This window comes from Kosakonia sp. ML.JS2a, from assembly GCF_025642095.1.
Classification (GTDB): Bacteria; Pseudomonadota; Gammaproteobacteria; order Enterobacterales; family Enterobacteriaceae.
On sequence record NZ_CP106754.1, the window covers coordinates 4,835,607 to 4,861,981 of the forward strand.

Genomic DNA, 26,375 nt, shown 5'->3' on the forward strand with positions numbered 1-26,375 from the left:
CATGCGGATTTTGAGTTTCCTTCATAATCCCTCCTTTATTTATAAAAAGGCTCCGGCAATCACGGTTTTACTGCGTCCGGCGCGCTTCGCATCGTACAGTGCATTGTCTGCAAGCGTAAGTAAAACTGAAGTATCCGCCTGATCACTGGTGACAAATACTAAACCAGCGCTAAAGGATAAGGTAATCTTTTCACCAATGCTTAATAATGGCGTTTGCGTTAAGGCAGCACGCATTTTTTGGCTAAAACGTAATGCAGATCGGCTGCTGGTGTACGGCATTAAAATCAGAAATTCCTCACCACCCAGTCGTCCAAAAAACCAGGAGGGATCGCTGTGCTCACGGACCTTATCGCAGAAATGGATCAGCGCCGCATCACCCGTGAGGTGTCCCCAGCGATCGTTGATATTCTTGAAGTGATCAAGATCGAGCATTAACAGACTGAAATGACTGCGCGGATCGCTCGGGTTGCAACTTATCAACGACGCTTTTAAATGTTGCAGGATAGCAAATCGATTGTAGCATCCCGTCAGATCGTCAATGGTGGCTTTTCTCTCCAGTTGCTGCTCCGCCTTTTTACGCTCGGTGATATCCAGCCCGATACTGAGGATGGAATGATCGGGCAGCAGGATGTTTGACCACAGCACGGTCAGCACCTGGCCGTCACGACGTACAGGATGCCACTCGTGCATGTCTACAGCCGGGGAAGTATTAACCGAAGCGCGAACTTGCTGGCGCACCAGTGGATCAGGGAAAAACAATGCTAATGGATCGGGCTGCTGGTTGAGTTGTTCCAGGCTCCAGCCGAAGAGACGCTCGCACTCACCATTCCATAAAATACAACGGTTATTTTTATCAAAGGAATTCATTAATACCGGGGCGCGATCAAATAACACTTTATATTGTGCAATAACATGCTGCATCTCTTTCGCAGCGCGATCCCGTGAAATAATCTCCACGAGAAAACCCTTCAGCTTTTCGACTAAAATAATCACGACGCTTTTCATCACGGATAATGATAAAGCTGACTGAGGAAATGCCATAAAGAAATAACCGCTAAGACCAGAATCCTGCATATGCAATTTACACAGAATGCCACTTTTTAATTTATTGCCGATGGTAATATTCGCAGGAAATAATAATGTACCAACATGGCGTCGCCAACAAATAACGCGCCAGGCACGCAGGTTTCGCCGTAACTGTGACTGCTGCAGCAACGTTTTCGCATCCTGCAATGTGCACGCTATCTCACCCACGCTGGTGAGCTGCAGCTCCCCCTCTTGCTCGACCAGCACCCATGAAAGGTTTGCGCCCAGAGCCGCATTGATACCCCGAAGGATCTCTTCCAGCGAACGTTTCCCGGTCAGCCACGGCATCAGTTTCGCCAGCAGCGCCAGCGCCGCGGTCCCATCTCCCAAAGGTGCGGCGGAAATCTCTGTTTTCATGTTTTATCATTCGCAGGTTATTAAGCATCAGGCCGACCTGGAATGATTGAATCAGGAAGAAAAAGTAACACCCACGAATTAGCCCAGGCAGCAGAACAACACTGAACGACGTAACGAAATCGTGCCAGTACAGAATATATCGCTTAAAATCAAATCCCCTGAATAATCACTCACAAGTAAATAATACTGTCCAGAAAAGCATAATAGATGTTTTGTGAACTGTAAATATTGTAGCAATTAGTCTGCTAAATATTCACGGCAGGGTATGAATAAATTTAAGTTAAATCACTTCCCGCCCCGATTAAATATATCCGTAAGACAATAACGGTATAACTCAGGCCAAAAATTCGACGAAAAAAGAGACAAAAAGGCCTGTTTTCACGCTGGCGAATAAACAACCAAGTGTGATATAGTTCACATATTTCTGAAATGGAAAACACTGTTTCACTTTGTTGTGCTATTCCGCGGACGCCTGCGTCATCTCTGCCACTCGCGCATAACGCCAGTCCGCCCGGTATTTGATTCTTCTGAGGATGGTTTCATGGCAACCTTTACCACCAGCGTCGTGTTGTTGCGCTGGCAGATATTGAGCGCAGTTTTGATGTTTATGGCCAGCACGCTGAACATTCGCTTTCGCAGAGCAGACTATATTGGTCTTGCGGTGATCAGCAGCGGTCTGGGTTTAGCCGCAGCATGCTGGTTTGCCACCGGCCTGCTTGGCATTACGGTTGTAGACTTTTCCAACATCTGGCACAACCTGGTTGTGGTGATGGAGGAAATCTCCCGCAAAGCACCGCCAGAGTGGCCGATGGTCATTACCTGATGAAAAAAAGCGCCGACAGGCGCTTTTTTTTCATCCCAAACAGCCTGTTAGCATACCTTCACCACACCAGAAGTGCGCCCATAACCGCCTATTTCCCCAGCTTTGACAACATTTCCGGTCGCATAAATTTTTGAATAATCAGCATAAAGAGCACTGATGGCACCAGCAGGATCAACGCCGTAATGGATGAGACCTGGTAATTGCCGGACATACTGGCGGTATAGAGCAGGATCGGCAGCGTGGTAATGTCCGGCGCGCCAACAAAGAAGGTGGCGGTAAACTCATCCAGCGACTCGAGAAAAACAAAGATGCTGGCGGCAATCAGCCCGGGCGCGGCCTGCGGCAGAACGATATGGAAAAAGGTGTACACCGGCCCCGCACCAAGATTGCGCGATGCGCGCGCCAGCAGCGGATCGACGGATGAAAACGCCGCCACGCTGATCCAGATGGAGTACATCAAACCATGCACACTGTGCACCAGCACCACACCGGCCACGGTGCCATTTAAGCCCCACTGATAAAACAGACGCGCCACATTCATATACACCGTCAGGTTCGGGAATGCCTGCGGGATCAGAAACAGCAGCATAAAGAAGGCGCGCAACGGCATGGAGCGCTGCGCCAGCGCATACCCCGCCGGCACCGAAATGACCAGGCAGACGATCACTGCCAGCACCGCAATCAGTACGCTTATCGACAACGATCCGGAAACATCGCTATAAGGGCTAAAGACCTGGCCCCAGTACTTCAGCCCCCATTGCCCCGGTAACGCATGGGGAAAGAACCAGCTCTCCGCCACCGTCCAGATCAACAGGTTAAGCAGTGGGCCAAACAGCGCCAGTACCAGAAACGTCAGCAGCAGCGTTTGCAGAATAAAGCTGCCGCGAATTTTATGCCGGATAGTGCTCATCACCGGGCTCCTTTGGTTTGCAGGCTGTGGCGTAAATAGAACCAGGACAACAGGGCGCAAATCAGGTATGAAATCACCCCCATCGCGTTGGCAACCGGGTAGTCACCATAGGAGTTAACGCGAAACGCCATATCGACGGTCATCATCGTTGGCGTACCGGTGCCGATCATCAACGGCACCGAGAGCACCGACATCATGGTCACCGTGGAGAGCACCGTCGCCACGCCAATCGTTGGCATCACCTGCGGCAAAATAATGTCGAAGAGAATGCGCAGCCGCGACGCGCCAAGATTTTTCGCCGCCAGAATGTGCGACGGATCCACCGCCGACATCGCTCCGCAAATCAATAACGTTGAGAACGCCATCTGTTTCCAGACAAAGGTAATGATGATCCCGCTCCAGCCCAACAGCGAGGTGGTATCCATGGGTGTGAGTATACCCGCGGCCACCAGCGCATTATTCATCAGGCCGTTTTTCGCCAGAAACGTCCGCATCATTTGCGCGGTAACAATAAAAGGAATAAACAGCGGCAGACGGTATAAAAAGGCCAGCGCTTTCACGATCCGCCGAAAGGGCGAAAGGACAATCACCGCCGAAAGGGTGATGGACAACAGCAGCAGGATCGCCAGCGACGCCAGCACAATCACGACCGTGAACAGGATATCGTTCGAATACAGGGTCAGCACTTTCGCAAAGTGCATCAGCGTCAGGTGATGTGTGTCACGGGTAAAAGCAGAAATCAGTGAAAAACCCAGCGGCCAGAGAAAAAACACCGCAATCATCAGCGTGGCCGGGGCAACCAGCAGTAAATATTTTGTTGCGTGTCGCATGATAAACCTGAGTCGTTACCGCAAAAAAAGATGCCCGCAGCCACAGCGCTGCGGGCACCAAGGTTAATCAGTTCGATACCTGACTTTCGTAGCCTTCTTTGATATCGGTGAAGTACTGATTAATCGGGAAGCTTTTACCGTATTTCGCTAAATCTTCCGGCGAAATTTCAGCAAACAGTTTCTGCCAGGTGGCCTCATCCAGCTTGCCTTTGACGTATTGCGCATCAATACCCGGATACCAGTTAAACTGTTTTACGATCCCCTGCGCCTGAACATCCGGACTGGTGGCCAGCGCGATAAACTCCTGCGCCAGTTTTGGCTGCGCTGCATGTGCAGGCACGACGTAATACATCGGCTGGCCTGGCATGCCGGGGGAGATCAACGCCAGCTTGATGGACGGCGGAAGCTTGCCCTGATCTTTCCAGCTATAGAACATGTCCACCCACACCGGCCCCATGGTGATCTCGCCGCGGCTTAGCATATCCAGCGTTCCGGCGTTGCCCGGTGTAAAAGTCACGTTCTTATTGAATTCTTTCAGTTTGGTCCAGGCCTGGCCCCACTCTTTTTCCACGCCTTTGTCATACGGCAGCGCAGACAAACGCTGTGCATCCGTGCCGTAGGCATACATCCAGCCCACCACAAAACTCACACCGGACATGCCGTTTTTAATGCCGTTATAGCCAAACGCTTTCGGGTTCTGTTGCGACCACTGCACCAGCTCGTCATAGGATTTCGGCGGCGTTTTGATCATATCGCTGTTAAACGCGATCGCCGTCTGGCTTAAAAACATCGGCATCACATAGCCATCAACATTCACGCCAAGGGCATTTTTGGCATTTTCCGCTGTGACCATCGAACCGGTATTGATGGCCTGGCGATATTTCTCCAGCAACCCTTTTTCCACCAGTTGCCCACCCACAGCCTGGTGAACCACCGCCACATCGATATCCCAGTTTTTCGCGCCACTTTCTTGCTGAGCGGTCAGTTTTTCCATGATCTTGTTTGATCCGGCATCCCCCGGCCCGGTTCCGACCACCTGCACTTTCACGCCAGGATGGGCAGCCTCAAACTTCGGCCCCAGCCAGGTTTTCACATAGTCCACCATATTTTGGTCGCCCGCCGTCGCGACATTCAGTACCGTTTCGGCGTTCGCGGCGTGTATTCCATAGCCCAGACAGAGTGTGGCTATTACAGCAAGTTTCGTTTTTACGGACATGATGTATCCCCAGGAAAAGAGTGTGTCGGTTGGCATTACAAAGCGGTTTCAAAAACATGCAGTGCGGGCTGCGGCACATGCAAAATGACGTTCGAGCGGGCGGGCCAGCATTGCGGCGAATCCGCCAGTAATAACTGCCCGTCGCAACGTACACTATGACGGTACTGGTGACCGAGAAATGCGCTCTCTTCCACCACACCGTCCAGCAATAATCCTTGTGCATCAGGCGGTAAAGACGCCCCGTGGATGGTCACATCGGCGCTACGAAAATAGAGCGTTTCCCCACGCGCATCCGGGCGGGTAATGCAGTTATCCGCCCCCATAAAATCGGCGACAAATGGCGTTGCCGGGCGGTGGTAAATCGCTTCTGGCGTGCCGATTTGTTCGATGCGACCACGGTTAAGCACCGCAATACGATCCGCCATGACCAACGCTTCCTGCTGGTCGTGGGTGACAATCAGCGAGGTAAAACCCAGCCGCTTTTGCAGCGCTTTTATTTCGTGGCGCACATTGAGGCGCACTTTGGCATCCAGGTTTGACAGAGGTTCATCCAGCACAAGGACGTCCGGTTCAATGGCCAGCGCGCGCGCCAGCGCCACACGCTGTCGTTGCCCACCAGAAAGCGCGGTAACTTTGATATCCGCATAACCGTCAAGATTGACGATCTTTAATAATTCCTGCACCCGCTGTTGGATCGCCTCTTTTTTCCAGCGCCGAACCTTCAACCCATAGCCAATATTTTGTGCAACGGTAAAATGCGGCCACAGCGCATAACTCTGGAACACCATGGTGATATTTCGCTGTTCCGGCGTACTGTGAGTAATATCCCGACCGGCAATTGCTACCTCGCCCGATCGCACCGGAATGAATCCACATAATGCATTGAGAAGTGTGGTTTTTCCGCAACCTGATGGCCCAAGCAGCGCGATCATTTCGCCTTTTTCTACCGACAAATGAATATCGTGCAGGACGATGTTATCGCCATAGCCAATTTTCAGATTTTCGATTTGCAAATAACTCACGGGCGATCCTTTTATTCACTCTTTTATCGTCGATGAACACGTGTTCATTTATTTGTAAAAAAAATGCAACTTTGCACCGACATTATGTGAGCCTACTTTGTCGTCTATTTGTGACAATTTGATTAAGTCATCAATAAATTTGGTGGGCGAAATGAAAATAGATGTTCTGGGGTGCGGCAGCGCCTTTTCCGTGCAGCAAAATACCTCGGCAATCTGCGTGACTGACCATGACCATCGCCAGTGGTTGATCGACTGTGGCCCCACGATCCCACGCGCGCTCTGGCAACGGCGTGGCGACGTCAATGACATCGATGCGATCTACTTTACCCATGTCCATCCGGATCACTGCACCGGGCTGACAGCGTTGCTCAATCACTGGAAGAGCTTTGGCCGCCGCAAGCCGTTGATAATCTGGTCGCAGCGCGAGCAACGCCCGGTGTTGATGCAACTGGCAAGCCTCGCTAACTGGCCGGAGAGCAGCCTCTGTTTTGCTATCGACTGGCGGGACAGCGAACCCGAATGGCACTGGCACGGCTGGCATATCCGCACCGCGTTTTCCCATCATGAAATCCCCAACCTCGCGTTACGCATCGAGATTGGCGATAACGCACTGTTCTACAGTGGCGATGGTCGCCCGACACCGGAAAGCACCGCGCTGATGCATCACGCCAGTCTGGCATTTCAGGAGTGCGCGTCGCTGACCGCACTCGCCAGTGATGCCTCGCACGGGGATTTTCCTGGCTGTCTGGCGCTGTTTGAACAATTGCGTTTACCGCGCATGGGCTTGTATCACTGTCATGATGCGGCACTACCGGCGCTGGCGCAGGCGTGTGCGGCGCATCCGGGGTTATTTCTCAGCCAGGATGGGATGACCATCGACCTCAACCCGTATGCGGGGGCGACAGAGTGAGTCAGACAATGCGTAAGCAGACCGTCACCGCCGAGGACGTGGCGAAACGGGCGGGCGTCTCCCGCGCCGTGGTCTCTCGCGCCCTGAGCAGCAATGGCAGCATCTCCCCGTCCACCAAAGAAAAAGTACTGCGCGCGGCACAGGAGCTGGGCTACCAGGTCAATTTCCTCGCCCAGGGACTGAACCGCCAGCGCAGCCATTTGATCGGCGTGATCGTCGCGCGCATTGGCGATCCGTTTCGCAGTAGCTTGCTGGAGGGTTTACTGCATGAGATCCAACGGCGCGGTTACCAGGCGCTGGTGACCGAAATCACCGGCGAGCAGGATCTGACGCCAACGCTGCGCCGCTTTACCCAGTTTCGCGTGTCCGGGGTGATCGTCACGTCCGGCAAGCCACCGGCAGCGCTGGTCAATGAGTGCGTCAGTCAACAGATCCCGGTGGTCGGCATTAACCGCCAGCCGGATATCCCACTGGTGGACTTTGTCTGCTCGGATAATGACTCCGGCGCGCGCCAGGCCGCAGAACAGCTGTTTCACTCTGGCTGCCGCCATTTTGGCTGGCTGAATAACACGGGATCCACCTGGGCCGGGATGATGCGCGGCGAAGCCTTTTATCAGGCACTTCATCAGCTCGGTGTGGATACACAACGCCACCTTAGCGGCATCACCGCCAGCGAAGAGGGTTACGAAGGCGGTTTTCAGGCCGCCCGTACATGGGAAGGCGAATTACCGGCCGGTATTTTCTGCGCCAATGCGCAACTGGCGTGCGGCTTTCTCGACGGCATGCGCCAGCGCGGTAAATTCGCCCCACAGGATTTTCACCTGATTGGCTTTGATAACACGCCGCAAAGCCGTCAGTTCAGTTACCAGTTAACCACCTTGCATCAGGATGTGGCCGAGATCGCCCACCGGGCGCTGACGCGCCTGCTGGAGCGGGCGAAAAATCCGTTGCAGCCTTCCCGCATCGAGTGGGTTAAGGTGGAACTGATTCACCGACAAACCTCACCACGCATTGGCTAAGAGTCCAGATATGACAGAACAGTTTACCCACGCGCTATGCGCATTGATTCGTCGTCTCGGTCAGGAGGCGAAACAACTTCGCGATAGCGGGCTGACCATTGAACAGAAGGGCCGCCAGGATTTTGTTTCACAGGCGGATGTGTATGTGGAAACCGCGTTGCGCGCCTGGCTAAAAGCGCAACGCCCACAGGACGGTCTGCTTGGCGAAGAGCGAGGTCTGGAGCCGGGCAGCGAGGGGGTTTGGGTTATTGATCCCATTGATGGCACCACCAACTTCATTCTTGGTATGGATTACTGGTGTATTTCCGTTGCCTATGTCAGCGGCAATCACATTGAGCTGGGGGTGATTTATGCCCCCGATCGCGAGGAATTTTTCTTTGCCGAACGCGGGAAAGGCGCTTTTTTAAATGACCAGAAACTGACGATAACCGACCCGGAACCCGATGCCATCGTACTGGGATTAGGGCGTTCAAGCCGCACTGCGCCGCGCGACTATACCCGCATCATTGAAACGTTGTTTGAACACGGCGTTGAACACCGCCGTTTCGGCGCCGGCGCGTTGATGCTGGCCCACGTTGCCGCAGGCCAGGTGCACGGCTACTTTGAGGCGCACCTGCATAGCTGGGATGCGCTGGCGGGTCTGGCGATCATCAAAGAAGCCGGTGGCAGGCACAATGACTTTCTCGCCAATAATGGGCTGACGCAAGGCAACAATGCCTGGGCCGCCAGCCCGGCGGTATGGCAACGTCTGCAACCCATTTTATTGCCCGACAACTGAGTTAACCCGCCCGCTCATAATGGACCGCCAGCCAGATGGTTGGCGGTTCGGCTTGCGTCCAGTTCACCCGGTGGCGGCAACGCGCCGGGATATTGACGAAATCCCCCACCTGCAACATGCGCTCTTCCGTTTCGCCTTCAAGCTGCAAACCGGCGGCGCCTTGTATTATCAACACCCATTCACCTTGCGGCTGGCAGTACCAAAAATCCGGCGGACTGGCCTGCCCGGTGGAGATGATCCGTTCGATTTTCACATCGGGTCGCACCAGCAGATCGTCGAACGTCTCCTCTTCGCCTGCACGGGCAGCGGCGGGAAAGTGTTGCAGCAGATTGGTCAACATGGTCTTCGCCCTCTCCGGAAAGAGCACCCAGCATGGCAGGTTGCGCCCGCCACGGCGAGCGCTTTCACTGCGGCTTATTTTGTCGGCCACTGGCTCAGGTCAATCCCCCGCTGCGGCGCGCTTTCGGCAAACTCGCTCAGCACCGCTTTAACATCGGGATCGAAATAGTGGGCATTGTCATGCTCGACAATCACCACGCTGCGCTCCGGGATCTTCGCCAGCAGCGTCTGCAAACGCGGGTTGTGCAAAAACGTCAGGTTCTGATGAATACGCAACACATAGTGATCGTCAAAGCGGGCCAGTTGCAACGCATTGCGATGGCTGTGATAGATGCTTAACACCACCTGCATCACCAACCCAAGGGCAATGCCAACCAGCATGCCGAACGCGATGATCCCCACCACCGTGGTGAGAAACGGGACATACTGCTGTGGCCCGGCGCGGAACTGCGCGATAAACAGACGCGGCGTCGCCAGCTTATACCCGGTATAGAGCAGCACCGCAGCCAGGCTCGCCAGCGGGATCACCGACAAAAAGCCGCCGAACCACAAACCGCATACCAACAACAGTACACCGTGCAACAGCACCGAGAATTTTGATTGCGCGCCGTTGCTGACGTTGACCGAACTGCGCACAATCACAGCAGTGATCGGCATTGCTCCGATGAGACCCGAAAACAGGTTGCCCGCCCCCTGAGCCACCAGCTCTTTGTCTGGCGACGGGGGTGGGTTTTGCGGGCGCAGCTTCTTCAGCGCTTCCTGGCTGAGCAACGTCTCAAGGCTGGCGACCAGCGCCAGCGTCATCGCCACGGAATAGACGGCCGGGTTTTGCCATGCCATCCAGTCCGGCCCTTCCAACTCGCCGAGCAGATCGCGAAACGAGCCAAACTCTGGCAACGTTATACGCGGCAACGCAGGTAACAGATGCGGTGCCGTGGCGATAAGCGACAGTGAAACCGCGCACCCGAGAACCACCGCAACCAGCGGGCCGGGGATCCAACCCAGGCTTTTCAGGCGTTTAATTGACCGTGAATCCCAGCACCACAACAGCAATAATCCCCCTGCCGCGACGGCGAACGACGTCAGAGAAAAGGCAAATTCGCCGCTGAACAGCGCGCGTAAGCTGCTCTCTTCCACCGCGCCAAATGCGACCGGGATCTGCTGCATAATCAACAACAAGCCGATAGCCGCCAACATACCTTTGATGACACTGCCGGGAACCAGCGCAATAAAGCGCCCGGCGCGTAGAAGTCCCATCGCCAGTTGCAGGACGCCCGCCAGCACCAGCGCAAACAGAAAGGCAGAAAACGATCCCAGCGCATCAACCGAGGCCACCACAATGGTCACCAGCCCCGCCGCCGGGCCGCTGACGGCAAAGCGCGACGGGCTGAGCGCCGTGACCAACAAACCGCCGATAATGCCGGTCAGCAGACCAACAAACGGCGGTAACCCGCTGGCCTGGGCAATGCCAAGGCACAGCGGCAGCGCCACAAGGAAGACAACCACTCCGGCCAGCGTATCCTGGCGCAATGTATTGCTCTTCATACCGTCTCCTCCGCCGTTTTCTCAATCAACGTTTTCAGGTGGCCTGTCGCCAGCTCATAGACGCAGCCGTAAATGTTCAGCTCGCGTTGACTGCGCCACACCTCCAGCACCGGTTGCGTTTTTACCAACCGGGAAAACTGGGTGATGACGTTGGCTTCCACCAGTTGATTGAGGGTTTCCGGATCGGGCGTTTTGGGCGCAGCACCATCGATTTTTTGCCCGAGCACATCGCGCAGTAACCCGATACGCCGCGACAGAGCCGAAGACTCCTCCGCCAGCGCCATTTGCGGTAATTGCAGTGCAGCCTGCACGCCGCCGCAGCCGTAATGGCCGCACAGCACAATGCGATGCACCTTCAGGTAATGCAGGGCGTACTGCAACACACTCATAAAATTGTCGTCCGCCGGGTCGACCATATTGGCGATATTGCGGTGAACAAATAATTCCCCGGGATGAGAGCCGGTTAGCACCTCAGCCGGAACACGGCTGTCGGAACACCCTATCCATAGTGAATGCGGCTGTTGTTGATGAAGATGTTGCTCAAAATAGTGCGGATCGCTGTTCAGCTTTAATAGCGCCCAGCTACGGTTTCTGGCCAGCAGCGGTTTCAACGTGTTCACAGTGCGACTCCCTTATTGTCAATGGGCATATTGGCAGGTTTTATGCGGGAGCTTTTACTACTAGCACTGACTGGGAAAATACATACGTAAGGAAAATCTTATTGTGGGATTTAAATAGTAAAAAAAGTCAAAGTGTAAAAAAACGAAAATAGCAAAGTATTGCACTATACAGATATAGAGATTTTTTTGAGCTTATTGATATGGCTGCTAATAGTCACAGGGAATAACCATGGTTATATTGAGGGGGTTTCAGAATGATATATTGGAATATACTGAGGGGCTAATTGAAAACAGGGAAACAGCAATAATGAACATACCTTGATATATCACCACGCAGACAGGGTTTACTCCTTCGGTCTGCATCCTTGCTTTTTTTAGTCTGGCACTGAACAGGTTAGCGGCCTGTTTATGTTTTTATAACAAGCTTATTATCAGTAAGTTAGATAAAATTATCGCTACCTTCTTTTACGTTCCAGCAGATAAAAGTCGAGATACTTTTTCTCACGTCCCTGAAATGCCTTCTTCTTCCCATAACCGTAGGCAAGATGAAAATGTTCGTACGCTTCGTCGTACTGCTGAAGCTCATAACACACCATGCCCATGATGATAGCGGGCGCCGTATCCCTGTCGGTTCGCAGATTTAGCAGAAACTGAGCCCAGGGTTTGGCGCTGGCGAAATCGCCTTTATCAAACCAGGCGGAGCAAAAACCGGAGGCGATCCACAATGAAGGCATCAACCAATCGGTTTTCGGCTCCGGCACCCGCGACCAGGCGTTGTCGTACAAAGAGAGTGCGCTCTCCATATCGCCACGCAGCCTTGCGCTATCGCCCTCTTTTACAATCTTATCGATTGTACTGCTTAAAGCCGGGTTTACGTCGTATAAGTCTTGCACAGGAACGCGCTCCTTAATAACAGGGTGGAGTGAAAGAACTCCGAACCATATTGTCGACCGAGCCAGGAGAATGAAATCGGGCGAACTCTTATTTGCCTGGACGTGATGAAAAGGCAAACTCTGCACTTATCCTAAATTCCATCAAAAGTCACATTTATGCCGGATTCTTTGTACCCTGATGCGGGACATCATTGTTCATTTAATACATTACGTGGCCATTCAGGATTATCAACGACAAGCACCGAATCAATATCTGACAATAGCGTAAATAACACTCACCGTTAGCTATGTTCTTAATAATCTGTTTAGCACGGTTTCATAAAATAATCAAAATTTTGACAGCAAAAAAACAGTGTAAATATGACTTAAGAGAAATCAGCAGACGTCTCCTGGCGTCGAATGCCTGTCAATTGTCGTATTGAAACACCGGATAAATGCTCTCTTAACCCTACGAATGGCGTCATTAACTGGTCTTATCTTCATTACGCAGAATATATTTCCCGCCACCGGAAGAAACTCTATTTTCAAAGTCAGCAGTTGCTTTATAATCGTCCATCGTACTATGGTTACACCCACTATATTCAGCTCCAGATGTACCATCATTTTGCCATCCGCACACCGGGCATATTTCATAAAAAGCATCTTCTTTATCTTCAAAAACAATATACCCGCATGCATCACAGTTAACGCCCGTGATGTCTTCATCGTTGTGATCAACGATGCGAATATCGTTACCAGTGATTTCTTTAATCGTTGCTTCCCAAAATGAATTTTTAATTAACAAAGAGAAGACCAAACCATCTTTAATTTCTTGATTGTATTCCTGTTTAGCAGCCTCAAGTGGGTTTTCCTCCTCAATAATACCGGATTCAATCAACGTTTGAAGCCGTTCCTCTAACGACATGCTTAAGAGGGAATGGCATTTAATAAAATCAATGACTTCATCATATTTAAATTCAATTTTCATCATAACTCCTTAGCCATATTTACTGCGGCAGCAAATGCATCGCTATCTCTGCCGTCATCAATATAATACGTCCTCATTTCTCTTTTTCCTGCATGACCAACAAAAATCTCACCTGTGCTTTTATCATGCCGGATAATGATATTACCAACCTTTTCCTCCTGCATTGAGTCGGTAAGCGATTTTTTGGCAAATTCTTTTGCCTTATTCAGGTATTGCACCTGAGTGATATCACCAAATTCCTTTCCATGTTTTAGATAGTGATATTGCAACCCCGACATATTCTTATGGGTTACGCCATCGATTACGTAATCTTTCCTGGCCGGGTTGAATCCTTTCCAATTAATTGCCCCCGCCAGGCCACAATTCTCTAAGCCCAGGGGGTCTATCCATGTAAAAGGCCCACGGACATATGCATAACTGTTATAGCCTCCCGCCAGACCTATCGGGTCCTGGCTGATATAGGCGGCAATGGCCGGGTCGTAATAGCGATAGCGGTTGTAGTGCAGCCCGGTTTCAGCATCATAATACTGCCCCTGGAAGCGCAGCGGGTTATCAATGCGGTTAGCATAAACCGGCCCCTTTTCGCCCCAGACACCGGTGTTCTCCGACCAAACAATTTCCCCGCCGGGCGAGGTCAGACGGACTGGCGCACCGTTCGGATCGCAGTGATAGTGCCAGCTCTGTTTTGCGCCATCCTCCTGCGTCAGCAGCGCCAGCGGCCGGAAGCTGTCGGGATAATAGATATACTCGCGCATGCTGCTGAATAATGTCGCCTGCGCTTTCTGCCGTTTTAACCTGCCGCCAGTATCAAAAATACTCAGCGCCGCCAGCGGCTCTGCCGTGGCGGTAACGGTCTCGCTCGCCAGCGCATCGCGCTGCCAGTAGAACCAGTGCGTTTCCGTGGCGGTCTGTTTGAATACCCGCCGCCCCAGCCCGTCATAACCGTAGCGCACCAGGCAGTCACCTTTGCGCACAGCAATAAGCTGGCGGTGATCATCCCAGGTAAAATCTTCTTTTTCTTCGCTCGCGTTCTGCACATGACGGCGCTGGCGCAATTCCCCGGCGCGGTCAAACACATAGCGCACACCATGATGGAGGCCTTCGCGGAACCAGCCGCCTGCACTGTCGTTCACATCGCGTGTCTGCGTTTGCAAATGGTTCCCTGTTGCATCCTGCACAAACTGCCGCAGCACACCATCCGGTGAGGTATGCGCCGTCAACCGGCCAAGCGGATCGTAAGCGTAACGATCGCTCCCCCACTGACTGTCTTCGCGCAACGTCAGGTTGCCGGTGCGATCATAGGCAAAACCGCGGGCGAACAGCGGTAAATCGTTTTGCAGTACCTGCTGCGAGGTGAGGCGCCCAAGCCGATCGTAACTAAAGCTACGTGTCACCGCGTCGGAAAGCTGCTCGCTGACTCTGCGCCCGGTATTGTCATAGGTGAAAATAATCGGTGCATCGCCGTTGAGCTGCACCTGCGCAAGGCGGTCATGCTCATCCAGCCCATAACGCACCTGATGGCCGCTGTCACTGTCGCGCGAAATCAGCAACCCGCGTTCATTGTAGCCGTAACGCAACTGGAAGCCGTCCTGCTCTTCCTGCCGCAGCCGCCCGGCATCGTCATAGCGCCACGCCAGCCTGCGCCAGGGGTTCTCACATAACACCATCCGGCCGCACCGATCATAGTGATATTTCGCCTGTAATGTGTCACCGCTGCGCCGTTCGCTCAGCCTCCCGGCTTTGTCATAGCCATAGCGCACTTCGCGCCCCAGTGCGTCTTCACGACTGATCAGACGGCTGGCGCTGCTCCAACCGTAACGCGTCATCTGGCCCCAGTAGTCGCTTTCCGTCGTCACCCGACCGAGGGCATCGCGGGTCAATTGCCAGCGCTGACCGTTCTGATTAATCACCGCCAACAGTCGATCTTCCGGGTCATACTGGTAACCAAGCGTCGCCCCATCGGGCGTTTCACAGGCGGTCAGCATTCCGGTGCCGTTATAACGAAAACGGGTCACATTACCTTGTTCATCGGTAAAGTGTACCGGGCTATCTTCCCGATCGTAGGCAATACGGGCTTCGCCCCCCGCCGGATTCACCGTCGCCACCAGCCGGTCTTTGCTATCCCAGTGATAGCGGGTGATCCCCTCGCCAGCGTCAACCCATTCCAGCAGTGTGCCGCGCACGGAATAACGAAAACGGGCAATGCCCGCCCCGCCAGAGCTTACCGACTGTAAAAAACCGAAACGATCATAGTGATAGCAACCCGACGGTGAACCCGGTTTCTGCACCTCAGAAAGCTGCCCGAGAGCGTCATACTGATAACGCGAAGTGACCCCTGTCGGGTCAATCGTGGCAATCAAATTTCCATTCGCATCGTACTCTGAACGCCAGATAGCGCCCTTCTCATCGGTCAGCGCCAACAGCTCGCCAAACGCATCATACGCCGCCTGAATCACGCTTCCGTCTGGCAGATATTCGGCTGTCATGCGCCCCAGTTCGTCATACTCCCAGCGATGGGTACTGCCGTCCGGTTCAATCAGCTCCAGCGTGCGGCCAAAATCGTCATAGCGGAACACCGTGTTGCCGCCCAGCGGATCGATTTCCGAAACCGGCAGGCCGTTTTCGTCAAAGGTAATGCGCGCGACATACCCCAGCGAATCCGTGACTTCCACTTCGTTAAGCAGGTCGTGATACGCAAAGTGATAATCCCAGACGCCGCCGTCGCCCCAGGCATGCGCCACTTGCCAGACATCGTTGTACTGGTAGTGGAACCCCTGCCCGTTACGATCAACGTGACTGACAAGGTGATGCTGCTGATAATAAAAACGGCGCGGATGCGACAACGCATCAATCTCCGCACTCAGTTGCCCCTCGTCGTCATACTCGTAGCGGGTCAGCGGTGTGACGTCACCATCCAGCGCATTACGCAAACGCAGGGCGAGCAGGCGATGGTTCTCCTGCGTGACGAGGATTTCACGCGCGGTCATCCCCTGGTGGGTGAACTCACGAATGTGCAGCAGTTCACTGCCGTTCCACTCAAATCGCCAGCCATTACCGTTACGATCGGCGAGTTGGCGGATCGGCAACACCCCGTGTTCACCGCTAAATTGCAGTTGCGGGCCACTCTCCTGCACCACCTGCCACAGCACTTCGCCGTTAACCGTTTGCCGCCATAAGCAGCTGCCGTCCGGCAAGCCGGGAATGCCCTGCGCACGCCCGTCGGCCTGCGGCAGCCCGGCAAACAGCGTCATCCCTTCCGGTTGCGTCAGCATGGCAATGCCTTCGTCCGCCATCACCTCCAGGCGGATATCCGCTGGCGTCGACCAACCGTGACCGCACAGACCTTCAACATCAAGATCGGCCGAGGAGTAAGTGCGGTTCCAGGCCAGCGGCAAACGACCCGGCAGCAGGAAGTCCTGGTGCTCAAGGCTGACGCTGCCATCGCGAATATCGACCGGTTCGGCACGCAACACCCGGCACTTCAGGAAACCGGGATCCATATTGCGGAACAGCTTTTGTCGAAGCTTGCGAAAACGGCGCATAAACAACCGCCATTGCGGCGTCTTCTTCAGCTTTTTGAAACCCTTGCCCAGGCCGCTCAACCCGGCACGCATCAGCAGCGCCATCAGGCTGATGGTCGGTGGCCCGCCCACAATGACATTGTTCGGGATAGCCAGGTTAAAGGTCAGCGGCAGCGTCAGTGACAGCGGCTTCGGCTTGGTGGCGCGTTTCAGGCGAAACGGCGGGATCAGGCCGAGAATATTACAGCTCAGCACCGGCATACCGATGCGGGAGAAGGGCTCGCCGTCCACGGAGACGGTTTTACTGCCCATAAACAGCTCATCTTCTATTTGCGGGCCGCCCGGCGCGCGCAACGGCGGGATCCACGCCCCGCCCACGGGAATATGCACCGCGATCCCGCCCGTTCCGGCACTGGCGCGCTTAATGCTGTTGACGTGCACCGTGGTGCCAATCAGCGGGAGATAATCAAACACGTCAAACACAATACCGATATGGGGAGTCGGTAGCGGCCATGGGTAGGTGTGAATATCCAGCCCAAGCTGCGGATCGAAGTGAGCGCCGGAGTGCATCAGTCGTGCCTCAGAACATGGCCCGCAATAGCGCGCGCAGGAAGGTACGGACCTCGGTGGCGAGATCGCTATCGGAGAGGCTCAAAAACAGCAGCGCGAGCAGCGTAACAACAACAATGGTAATAATGCGGGTCTTCATAACGGGTTGCTTCCTGCAGGTTCAGATAACAATGCGTCGCTCTCCCCCCATGCGGGCAGGCTTTGCCACTCACCTGGCGGGGCATCAAAGGGGTGGGCGATATCCGGCAAACCATTCCAGTGCGGGTGCAGTTTCTCCCGCGCCAGCCGGATAACGCGGCGAAAACTCTCATCTCCGCGACGAATAAGATTTTCCCGCTCTTCGCGGATCACGGTAAACGTGGCTTCAAGCTGTAATTGCAGACGGCTTTCCGCCTGCTTCACCTGTTCAATACCCGGCTGCGCAGGCAAACGCGCTTCCGTTTGTTGGATCACACTCCGTTTCTCGCGTTGCCAGCGCGCGGCACAGGCTTCAATGGCCTCGGTGCGCCGTTTATCATGCATACGCAGTAAATCCTGAAACACCAGCGGCAGCGTGGTTTGCCCGCGTTCGGGTAAAGGAACGTTTTCCGCCGCCTTCACCGCACGGGCATACTCTTCCATCGCTGTGGGTCGGTGCCCTGCCAGCCAGAGGCAAAAGCCTGACATGCGCCAGCCTTCCATTTCAAAGACCGGGTGAGGGATCGCCTGCGCCTCCCGCGCGGCCTGACGGTAACCTTTCGCCGCCTGGAGATAATCTTTCGTTGCAAACCACGCGCCGGCTTCGCCAAACGTACTTTGCGTGCGCAACTGCCCTTTCAGCGTCGGGTCGGCAATCTCGCCAGCGATATCCTGCGCCTGCCGATAATGTTCGACCGCCTGCGCAGGGTCATTGCCCTTCAGCCAGCCGCCCGCTATCAGGTTATGCATCATCGCCTGCTGATCGGCCCAGCCGCGTTGCCGGGCAATTGCCAGCGCAAGGCCGCCGCGCGCAGCCACTTGTGCGGCAGTGCCTTTTTCCAGCAGCAACATCGCATCCGCCAGGTAGCGGCGAAACAGTAAACGATCGCCATCGGAATCGGTCTGCTGCTGCGCGGTCTGGTGCATCACCTTCATGCCATCAATGTCGTCGACAATCAGTTGAATTCTATCGGGGTGTGCATCAAGCAGCGGTTGCCACACCGGCTGTTCAACGGTATCAATCAACAGCAATCGCGGCGCGGGTTCGCCCTGTTCCAGCCAGCCGTTGAGCCAGCGCGTTAATGCGCTGTCATCGCTGACGGCGGAAGGTTTGAGCACCAGCACCAGGTAACGCAGATCTTCTGCAAACCGGTCGGCGAACCCTTGTAGTAACTGGCGCAACTGCGCAGGGGAGTAGCACGGCAGATAGGGCTCCGCCTGCCAGTCTGCGGCATCCGGCGTGGCCTCATAATGTTCAACAAATTCACGCCCCAGCGCCTCACTGTAGCCGAAGCCGGTTTCGAAAGGCGTTGTCAGCCCAAGAAACAGATCCGGCAGCGTGCGTCCTTCCGGGTGCTGTTGCAGCGCGATAAAACCGTCCAGCAAGGACTCACCCTGGGTCGGAACCCGCCAGATAAACAGCCGGGTCTGCGCTGAGTGCTCGCTGGCATCCAGCCAGCTTAGCTCCAGCTCCGCCATCACTTTTTCGGTGGGGTTTTTCGCGGCGCTCATTCACATTCCCCGTCAGGCATTAAGCTCAATTTTTTTGCCATTCACCATGACCCCGGCGGCATTAATGGTGATGGTCGACCCGCCTGCGGTAATTTCCACGCTGCCGTTGCCAATCAGAATGCCGCTCTCCCCCACATTGATGCGGAAGGTATCCGTGGCGCTGTCCGCCACGCTGCCTTGCGTAAAACGGGTATCGCCGCCGGTAATGCTCAACGTGCGCCCGGCGCCAATGCTGACATCCTGCTTTTGCGTCACCGTGCGCACTTCGCTGCTGTGCACCGTCACATTGCGGTTGCCGGTGACATCCAGCGTCTGGTTGCCGGTGACATTCACGGTGCGGTTCTGCTGAACGCTGACCGTTTCATTGCCCTGAACGGTACGGCTGCGATCCTGCACCACTGTCAGTGTCTGGTTACCTTCGACCGTACCGGTGTTGTTGCTTTTCACCGTGGTGGTGTGATTACCGGTAATGGTTTCATCGCGGTTTTGATCCACGCTGAGGGTCTCATTGCCCTTCACGCTTTCGGTGCGGTTTTGCTGCACCGTGGTGGTCTCATTACCGTTAATGGTTTTACTGCGATCCTGACCAACCGTGACCGTTTCATTGCCGTCGACGGTGCGGGTGCGGTTCTGTTTGATATGGCTGGTCTCGTCTTTACCGACGGTTTTCGTCCGGTTACTGCCCACATCATGGGTTTCGTCGTTCTCGACTTCGGTATCCATGTTGCGCTCGGCATGCAGCCAAAATTGCTCTTCGCCGGGTTTGTCTTCAAAACGCAGGGCGTTGGCATTATCCGGCGAGCCATCTTTCGAGCGGCTCATAAAGCCCATCTGCGTCGCCGCAGCAGGCAGCGCCCACGGCGGCATACTGGCTTCGTTATAGACCCGACCAATGATGATCGGCCTGTCCGGCTCGCCATTAATAAAATCCACCACCACTTCGTCGCCCACACGCGGGATCTGCACCCCACCGTAGCCCTGGCCCGCCCAGGCGCTGGAGACGCGCACCCAGCAGGAGCTGTTTTCATCCCCCTGGCTTTCGCGATCCCAGTGGAATTTCACCTTTACACGCCCGTATTTATCCGTCCAGATGGACTCCCCTTTCGGCCCAACCACGCGGGCAGTCTGCGGCCCGTACGTGCGTGGCCAGTCGGTCGCCACCGGTGGGCGAAACGGCGTCGCTGCGGGGATCACAGTAAAGTCGATGCGGTGTTTTACCTCGCCCGTATCGCCAGACGCATACTGGTTTTCCTCGAACGCATAATGTGCGCCGACCACCAGCCATTTCGCATTGTCGGCATAATGGGGCGCATTGATCAGCGTAAAGGTGTGCCCCGGCGCAATGCCGGTTGCGGTAGCCGTTCCCTGGGTTTGCTGCTGCGCCGCCTGCCATGACTGCTGGCGAATACGGGCATACGATTCGCCATCGCCATGTTCAACGAAACGCCCCGGCCAGTCATAAACGTCGATGCGCCCTGGTGTTGGCGAGACCGGGTTTTGCAGCGTTTGCAGCATCCATGCGTGCGGTTTTCGAAAATCATAATCGTCCGTGCTGTACAGGCCTGGCGTGACCACATGTCGCGCCAGTAGCTGGCTGATACCTTCCTCGTTCACCGCCCCGCCGCTCGCCTGTGCATGCCAGGGAAGGGTCTCATAGCCGGGGAATGCATCCGCCTGTGAGTAATCATCCATCAACACCAGCGTATGGCCGTCTTTATGGTGACGGAAAAAATAGCTGATCCCTTCAAGCTCCAGCAGGCGGCTCAGAAAATGGAAACTGCTCTCTGCGTATTGCACGCAATAATCCCATTGCCGGTAGCTGCGGGTGAGCTTGTCTTCGATGTTGACGTTGTATTCTGTAAACAGCGTTTTGGCGATGTCCGGTACGCGCTGCTGTTGGAAGATGCGAAAGTTGCGGTCGCGCATCATGGGCCAGAAGTCCGGTTCCAGCGTGGTTTGATAAACAGCGTAGCGCGTACCGTCCAACTCTTCGGAACGAACGGCAACGGCGGTTACCTTGCCAGAAAGGTAACGCTCAGCGCCTGATTGCCCCGGAATGACCACCGTCATGTTCTGACCGAGCAGTTTTTGCCGATCAAGGGTGAAATCTTTGCTTAACAGATCCACCTGAAAACGAAATGGCGCAGAGAGTTTCTCCTCTCCTGTTAACATCCAGAATAAGAGCGAATCACTCCCGGCGGACAACAGGACGGTTATCCGGTTAACCATACGAGTTCCTTACTGACAGAGGCGAATATTCCGGAAGCAAACCTGTCTTCAGGCGACTTCAGTACCGGAAATTATAATAGACAACAATGTATATGCGGCTTTTTGCCCACTAACGCTGGCAATTTATTTAATATTATCTGGATATAGTTGAAACTGGCGCGTAATGAAAGATAAGAATAGTCCCATTTTCCATTGCGAGAAATAATATATTTTAAATCAGTGAAATGCTTATTTACCTATTATTTTCGCGGTTTTCTGGTTATTCGATTCAGCCAACAAAACATCAACGCATGATATATTTTCCGCCCTTCACTCCATGTCGAAAAACAGAAATAAATTTATTAGCGGGGGATATTTTTGATGGGGTAAGCGAAAGCGTGTTAAATGCAAAGAATAAACGCGTTACGGTACAGCTGGCCCGTTGCCGGGCCTGCTGTATTCAGACCAGTTGGCTGGCGAACAGGCCCGCTGCGCTGACCGCATCAATAGCGATGCGCCCGGGTTTTACGCGAATAGCGTCCGCCAGGGCAATGGTGGAAAAGCCGGTGCAGGAGAACGCAATCACCTCCACCCCTTGCTGATAGAGCTTGTCGGCACAGGCCAGCGCGCTGGCGCGTCCTTCCGGCGTGAGCAGATCGGTCGTTTTCGTCACCCCTTCAGGCCGCGCATACAGAACCTCTTCACCCAGCAACGTGCGAAATGGCATTGGTGCCGCAGCGCCAATGCCCATCACCGCCACCGGGCGTTTTAGCATCGCGGCGATACTGGCGGAAGCGCTTCCGGCCGCAACCACCGGAATGGTCACTGCCGCGCGCAGCAGAGCCAGACCGGGATCGGCAGCGCAGCTCAAAAACAGCGCTGTACAGCCCTGCGCTTCCAGCGCTTTTCCCAATGCGATAATTTTCGGCACAGCCAGCGCTTCGCTTGCAGCATCGAAAATACCGTTGCGCTGCTCGTCAATGCAGCGGCTGATCGATGCAATGCCATACTCCTGCTGAATCAGGTGTCCATGCTCTTCAACGAAATGCGCATCGTCATGGGTTAATACCCGAATGATCCCCAGCATGATGTTTCCCTCAGAAAAAGCGGTGGCCCGCTTCCAGCGTGATCGCCTCTTCATTGGCCTTAAACAACAGCGCTGGCCTGTCGCCGCCCAACTGCGCATGGCCGTTTTGCACGGTGATCCATCCCCCTTCCGGTAGACCGATCACGTTCAGTTCCGGCGCGACCACCAGCAGTTCGCGGATACGCTGCTCACGCGTTTCGCCCTGATGCCCGGCGGGCAAGGCGTTTGTAAAATGCGGGTTGATCTGCAATGGCACCAGGTTCAGCGCATCCAGTCCGCCCGGGTCGATAATCGGCATATCGTTAGTGGTGCGTATCGTCGGGCAGGCCAGATTCGCCCCGGCGCTCCAGCCAACATACAGCGCCCCGTTCTTCACCGCCTGGCGGATCGGTTCAATCAGCCCACGTTCACGGCAGTTTTTCAGCAGATTAAAGGTGTTACCGCCACCGACCATCACAATATCCGCAGCGGCAATGGCTGCAGAAGCGTTATCAACAGTATGAATACCGGTGATCTCCAGCTCCAGTTCCGCCAGCGCCAGACGCACCTTATCGGTATAGGCATCCCAGCTTTGTGTCACGCCAGCAAAGGGGATAAACACCACTTTACGACGCCCGCCAGACTGCGCTTTCAGCAGCGGGAGGGCATATTCCAGATATCCGGAACCCGGCAGCACCGAGTTACTCAGCAACAGTAAATCCATCACAGTCTCCTTTTACCGCTACAGCAGGTTACGCAGCAGATCGGCCAGCAATTTATTCGACAACACCACCGGCAGCGCCGTATGGCGCGCGCAAATCTCCTGATGCCAGCCGGTATAGCCCATACAGTCAGTCAGGATCACTTCCGCGCCCTGAGCTTCAAGCGAACGGGCGGCCTCTGCCACCTCTTCTTCGCTGGCAGTATAGGGCGAGGCGATAGCAAATACCGGTGTCTGGTGCGCACCGCGCCATTTTTCCAGCTCACTGGTGATTTGTGATTCGAGCGGCACGAGGATCCCGGCCCGGCGATCCCCGACCAGCGCGTTCAACGTTGGCGGCAGGATCCGATCCGGCTCGATCAACCAGGCTTTTTGGCTGTGCAGGCCGTGAAACTCACCGGTGCAGAGAATAGCGATGATCTCACAGCCTTGTGCTTCCAGGTCGTCGATCTTTTGCTGCAACGCAGCACCGACAGCGGGTTTGCCCATCACCACGGCGCGCCCATCCAGCAGGCGTGACGTCAGGAGGGCGTCGCCCGGTTGCGGCGCAAAACGCGCCGCGATAGCAGCGTCATCCAGCCCATCAAGCACACCGGCATGCAGACAACGCACATGGGAAGGCAATGCAGCATCAAGGATCGGTGTGATATCGCTGCGCGGTGCCTGACCAATGGTCAGGGTGCCCATTTTGCGAATAGCCATCTCACACCCCTGGCTGACGTTTTTGCAAATGTGCCAGCGAACCATACAGGTCGAGCAGGCGCTGGTACTCTGTGCTGTCGAAGAACTGGCAAGTGCCGCGGGTAAACTCTTTGGCCACTTCAACTGCAAATTTACAGGCCAGCGCGATATCCGTTTCATGGCTCGCGCCGGTGCCACAGCCCGGTACAGCGCTCACCGCCGTGATCGCCACACCGACCACGGGCGCCGCGGTGGCAATCGACGGTTGCAAAATGCTGTTGAGGTGATACACGCCGTTGCCATACGGGGTGATGTCCTGGGTGGTGATCGGGAAAGTAACAGGCAATTGCCCGGTGGTCATTTCCATCACCCGCAGCAGATCGTCCGACACACGCAGGATATAGCCCTGTTTTACCGTTGGCGAAATGGCGAAACCTTTGTGGTTGATGATGCGGTTGCCTTTGGTGGTGTCGATAGAGAGCACCGCATCCATTTCGTCCGACACTTCCTGCTCGTTCATGTCTTCGGTTTCTACCGGCGAGTCCATAAAATCGACCGGTTCATGCGGGCGCGTCGGCGCATCCGGGCAGATATGAGTCGTAACAATCACATCGCCCGGCAGGCTATCCCCCTGACGCTGCATTTCCGCCAGCTTCAACGCACTGGCGACGGCAGCCACTGCGCCGTCAGCGTCTGACACCAGGCCAATGCGCCCCGGACGTGCGCCAATGCCGCCAAGACGACCAACGATCCCCAGCGTCGGCGCACTGCCGCCGCTGCGTTTCCCTTGCGTCCCCGGAATCACGATTTTGACGAAGTCGGTACTGCCTTTCGGGCCGCTGACCGCTTTCACGCTCACCTCGATATTGCGGTATTCGGCCAGCAGGGCTTTCACCTTGTCGCCGCTGGCATATGCGCTGTCGAGTAACTCAAAGACCTGTAATGTTTGTTGTAAGCTCATAATATTTTCTCTGATGTTGCGTGATTACTTTTTGCCGCCCGGCAGGACGGAATTAAAGAAACTGAACAGGGCATCACCGGCGATCAGCCCCGCCGCCAACACCTCAATTTTGTTACGCATCGCTTCGCCGCCCACGCGCAAAACAATGGCACGGATAGCAATCCCGATCATCACCGCCCAGCCGGCCAGCGGGTTGTTGATTAACAGACCCGTCGCCAGGAGCACGCCCATCTGACGGCCAGGACCGCCAATCAGCTGGATAATGGCCCCGGGGATTGCCCAGATCAGCAGTGATTTCGCGATATCCAGCGACACCCCGGCGTTGATCGCCGCAACGTAGACTTTCGCCACCGGCGGCACCAGTCCCTGCGCGAAATAGTCGCGGAAAATAAACAGCACCACGGGCATTGCCACCACAAAGGCCAGCATCGCGGCAATCAACTGCTGGCGACGCCCTTCCAGTTCAAACCGGGTGTGCTCGCCTTTACCACGCAGGATCCAGCCCGCTTTCAGGTCGTAACCCATATCCGCGAACGCCGGGCCGGTCGCGGCGGAAAAACCGCACAGCATCGCCAGCGCTTCCGGCGGGAAGCCAATCAAAATACCGATAAGCAACGTAATTAACGCGACGGCAAACGCCGGGAACCAGCCGGAGTGCATAGCCGCCAGGCCGACAATCATTTCATGCAGGAAGGCCGCAAACGCGGCATAGACCATAAACGCCAGCAGCCACGGCAGAGAAAGATGGGCATACAAACCGCTGCCTAACGCAATGAGCACGGAAATGGCCATAAAGCCGAGCGCCCCCAGGCGAATGGTGCGACCAATTTGCTCATTCTGCGCCTGCGGTAGCGCGTCATCGTCGCCATGTTGCTCCGCTTTGGCGCGGTTGCTCTGGCGGATCAAGCGGATAATCTGGAACAGCGCCACGACGCCCGCACCCGCCATCACGCCGTGCGGAATATAGAGTTTATTGATATCAATGCCGAACAGCGGTGCGGAGTAACCGCGCAATAAGAAACCGACGCCAAGCATGCCAAGCGCCCAAATATTGCCGATAAACGCCGTACCCAGCGCCGCCATCGGGAACTTGAACCACGAGCCAATCGCGCCAATCACAATACCGGTGCCGAGCAATGCCGCCTGTTTACCGCCCTGATCCCCGGCTTTTATGGATTCCGCCGCCGCAATGCCCGGTGGCCATGCCCCTTCCGCCGGGAAGATACGGGTATTGAACAAACGGTACAGCAGCCAACCGTCCAGCAGCATGGCCAGCGCCACGCCGATAAACATCGGCATTACCATTTCGTTATGGCCAAACAGCCAGGGAATAGAGATAGGCAGAAGCAACGAGTTCGCTGCGCCAAATGTGGCGGCAGAGGTCGCGCTTTGCGCCAGGTTTTGAATATGGATCGAGCGGAAACGGGCAAAGCACTGTAATGGAATACGGGCAATGATCATGGCCGCCATCGCGCCGATGATGGCGGTATTCGGCGTCACGCCAAGGGTCGTCAGTAACTGCACGCCAATAACGGCGCCGAAGATACTCAAGACCAACAACAACAGCAACGTGGCCGGAGCAAAAGCACGCGGATGGCTCTCGCTGTTCTCCGGCAACGTTTCGGATGGGACGGTTTGACTCA

General features: G+C 55.1%; 23 protein-coding genes. 4 read left to right on the forward strand and 19 right to left on the reverse strand.

Annotated features, from left to right (window positions below):
- Positions 1 to 39: 39 nt before the first annotated feature.
- Positions 40 to 1,443, reverse strand: a complete 1,404-nt coding sequence (locus N7922_RS22835; protein ID WP_263098407.1) for a GGDEF domain-containing protein — start codon at positions 1,441 to 1,443, stop codon at positions 40 to 42.
- A gap of 541 nt (positions 1,444 to 1,984) precedes the next feature.
- On the opposite strand from N7922_RS22835, the gene N7922_RS22840 reads away from it, so the two are divergent.
- Positions 1,985 to 2,266 (forward strand): YjcB family protein, encoded by a 282-nt coding sequence (locus tag N7922_RS22840; protein ID WP_263098408.1) that lies wholly within the window; start codon positions 1,985 to 1,987, stop codon positions 2,264 to 2,266.
- An 88-nt stretch (positions 2,267 to 2,354) separates the two neighbouring features.
- On the opposite strand, the gene N7922_RS22845 is transcribed toward N7922_RS22840, so the two are convergent.
- The 4 genes from N7922_RS22845 to N7922_RS22860 all read right to left on the reverse strand — a co-directional run bounded on the left by N7922_RS22845 (position 2,355) and on the right by N7922_RS22860 (position 6,244).
- Positions 2,355 to 3,176: an ABC transporter permease gene (locus N7922_RS22845; protein WP_263098409.1), complete on the reverse strand. Its 822-nt coding sequence runs from the start codon at positions 3,174 to 3,176 to the stop codon at positions 2,355 to 2,357.
- Positions 3,176 to 4,006: an ABC transporter permease gene (locus tag N7922_RS22850; protein WP_263098410.1), complete on the reverse strand. Its 831-nt coding sequence runs from the start codon at positions 4,004 to 4,006 to the stop codon at positions 3,176 to 3,178. Before N7922_RS22850 ends, N7922_RS22845 begins: the two co-directional genes overlap by 1 nt.
- 67 nt (positions 4,007 to 4,073) lie before the next feature.
- Positions 4,074 to 5,222 (reverse strand): extracellular solute-binding protein, encoded by a 1,149-nt coding sequence (locus N7922_RS22855; RefSeq protein WP_263098411.1) that lies wholly within the window; start codon positions 5,220 to 5,222, stop codon positions 4,074 to 4,076.
- A gap of 35 nt (positions 5,223 to 5,257) precedes the next feature.
- The gene (locus N7922_RS22860; RefSeq protein WP_263098412.1) at positions 5,258 to 6,244 is read right to left on the reverse strand and encodes an ABC transporter ATP-binding protein; all 987 of its coding nucleotides are present in this window, start codon (positions 6,242 to 6,244) and stop codon (positions 5,258 to 5,260) included.
- Positions 6,245 to 6,395: 151 nt separating this feature from the next.
- Between N7922_RS22860 and N7922_RS22865 the strand changes: the two genes are divergently transcribed.
- Genes N7922_RS22865 through N7922_RS22875 form a run of 3 tightly spaced genes read left to right on the forward strand, consistent with a single transcriptional unit; the run spans position 6,396 to position 8,951 of the window.
- Positions 6,396 to 7,154, forward strand: coding sequence for an MBL fold metallo-hydrolase (locus tag N7922_RS22865; RefSeq protein ID WP_263098413.1), 759 nt, complete (start codon positions 6,396 to 6,398; stop codon positions 7,152 to 7,154).
- A gap of 8 nt (positions 7,155 to 7,162) precedes the next feature.
- On the forward strand, positions 7,163 to 8,173 hold the full coding sequence (locus N7922_RS22870) for a LacI family DNA-binding transcriptional regulator (protein WP_263100987.1): 1,011 nt from the start codon (positions 7,163 to 7,165) through the stop codon (positions 8,171 to 8,173).
- 10 nt (positions 8,174 to 8,183) lie between these two features.
- Entirely contained in the window at positions 8,184 to 8,951 is a 768-nt protein-coding gene (locus N7922_RS22875) for an inositol monophosphatase family protein (protein WP_263098414.1), read from the forward strand.
- A 1-nt stretch (position 8,952) separates the two neighbouring features.
- On the opposite strand, the gene N7922_RS22880 is transcribed toward N7922_RS22875, so the two are convergent.
- The 14 genes from N7922_RS22880 to N7922_RS22945 all read right to left on the reverse strand — a co-directional run bounded on the left by N7922_RS22880 (position 8,953) and on the right by N7922_RS22945 (position 26,349).
- A complete protein-coding gene (locus N7922_RS22880) occupies positions 8,953 to 9,381 on the reverse strand; it encodes a cupin domain-containing protein (RefSeq protein ID WP_263098415.1) in 429 nt (142 codons plus the stop codon).
- Positions 9,366 to 10,835 (reverse strand): SulP family inorganic anion transporter, encoded by a 1,470-nt coding sequence (locus N7922_RS22885; RefSeq protein WP_263098416.1) that lies wholly within the window; start codon positions 10,833 to 10,835, stop codon positions 9,366 to 9,368. Before N7922_RS22885 ends, N7922_RS22880 begins: the two co-directional genes overlap by 16 nt.
- Positions 10,832 to 11,455, reverse strand: a complete 624-nt coding sequence (locus N7922_RS22890) for a carbonic anhydrase (protein ID WP_263098417.1) — start codon at positions 11,453 to 11,455, stop codon at positions 10,832 to 10,834. The genes N7922_RS22885 and N7922_RS22890 overlap by 4 nt, the downstream gene beginning before the upstream one ends.
- Positions 11,456 to 11,910: 455 nt before the next feature.
- Positions 11,911 to 12,348, reverse strand: coding sequence for a hypothetical protein (locus N7922_RS22895; RefSeq protein ID WP_263098418.1), 438 nt, complete (start codon positions 12,346 to 12,348; stop codon positions 11,911 to 11,913).
- 463 nt (positions 12,349 to 12,811) lie between these two features.
- A complete protein-coding gene (locus N7922_RS22900) occupies positions 12,812 to 13,318 on the reverse strand; it encodes a CPCC family cysteine-rich protein (protein ID WP_263098419.1) in 507 nt (168 codons plus the stop codon).
- Positions 13,315 to 17,406, reverse strand: coding sequence for an RHS repeat-associated core domain-containing protein (locus N7922_RS22905; protein ID WP_263098420.1), 4,092 nt, complete (start codon positions 17,404 to 17,406; stop codon positions 13,315 to 13,317). Before N7922_RS22905 ends, N7922_RS22900 begins: the two co-directional genes overlap by 4 nt.
- A gap of 10 nt (positions 17,407 to 17,416) precedes the next feature.
- Entirely contained in the window at positions 17,417 to 17,545 is a 129-nt protein-coding gene (locus tag N7922_RS22910; RefSeq protein WP_263098421.1) for a hypothetical protein, read from the reverse strand.
- Positions 17,542 to 19,095, reverse strand: coding sequence for a hypothetical protein (locus tag N7922_RS22915; protein ID WP_263098422.1), 1,554 nt, complete (start codon positions 19,093 to 19,095; stop codon positions 17,542 to 17,544). The genes N7922_RS22910 and N7922_RS22915 overlap by 4 nt, the downstream gene beginning before the upstream one ends.
- Positions 19,096 to 19,107: 12 nt before the next feature.
- Positions 19,108 to 21,324, reverse strand: a complete 2,217-nt coding sequence (locus N7922_RS22920) for a type VI secretion system Vgr family protein (protein WP_263098423.1) — start codon at positions 21,322 to 21,324, stop codon at positions 19,108 to 19,110.
- Positions 21,325 to 21,763: 439 nt separating this feature from the next.
- Positions 21,764 to 22,390: an aspartate/glutamate racemase family protein gene (locus tag N7922_RS22925; protein ID WP_263098424.1), complete on the reverse strand. Its 627-nt coding sequence runs from the start codon at positions 22,388 to 22,390 to the stop codon at positions 21,764 to 21,766.
- A 10-nt stretch (positions 22,391 to 22,400) separates the two neighbouring features.
- Complete coding sequence (gene pepE, locus N7922_RS22930) at positions 22,401 to 23,093, reverse strand: dipeptidase PepE (protein WP_263098425.1); 693 nt, start codon at positions 23,091 to 23,093, stop codon at positions 22,401 to 22,403.
- A gap of 18 nt (positions 23,094 to 23,111) precedes the next feature.
- A complete protein-coding gene (locus N7922_RS22935; protein WP_263098426.1) occupies positions 23,112 to 23,792 on the reverse strand; it encodes an AroM family protein in 681 nt (226 codons plus the stop codon).
- A gap of 1 nt (position 23,793) precedes the next feature.
- On the reverse strand, positions 23,794 to 24,732 hold the full coding sequence (locus tag N7922_RS22940) for a DUF1177 domain-containing protein (RefSeq protein ID WP_263098427.1): 939 nt from the start codon (positions 24,730 to 24,732) through the stop codon (positions 23,794 to 23,796).
- A 24-nt stretch (positions 24,733 to 24,756) separates the two neighbouring features.
- Positions 24,757 to 26,349 (reverse strand): OPT/YSL family transporter, encoded by a 1,593-nt coding sequence (locus N7922_RS22945; protein ID WP_263100988.1) that lies wholly within the window; start codon positions 26,347 to 26,349, stop codon positions 24,757 to 24,759.
- Between the last annotated feature and the right edge of the window lie 26 nt (positions 26,350 to 26,375).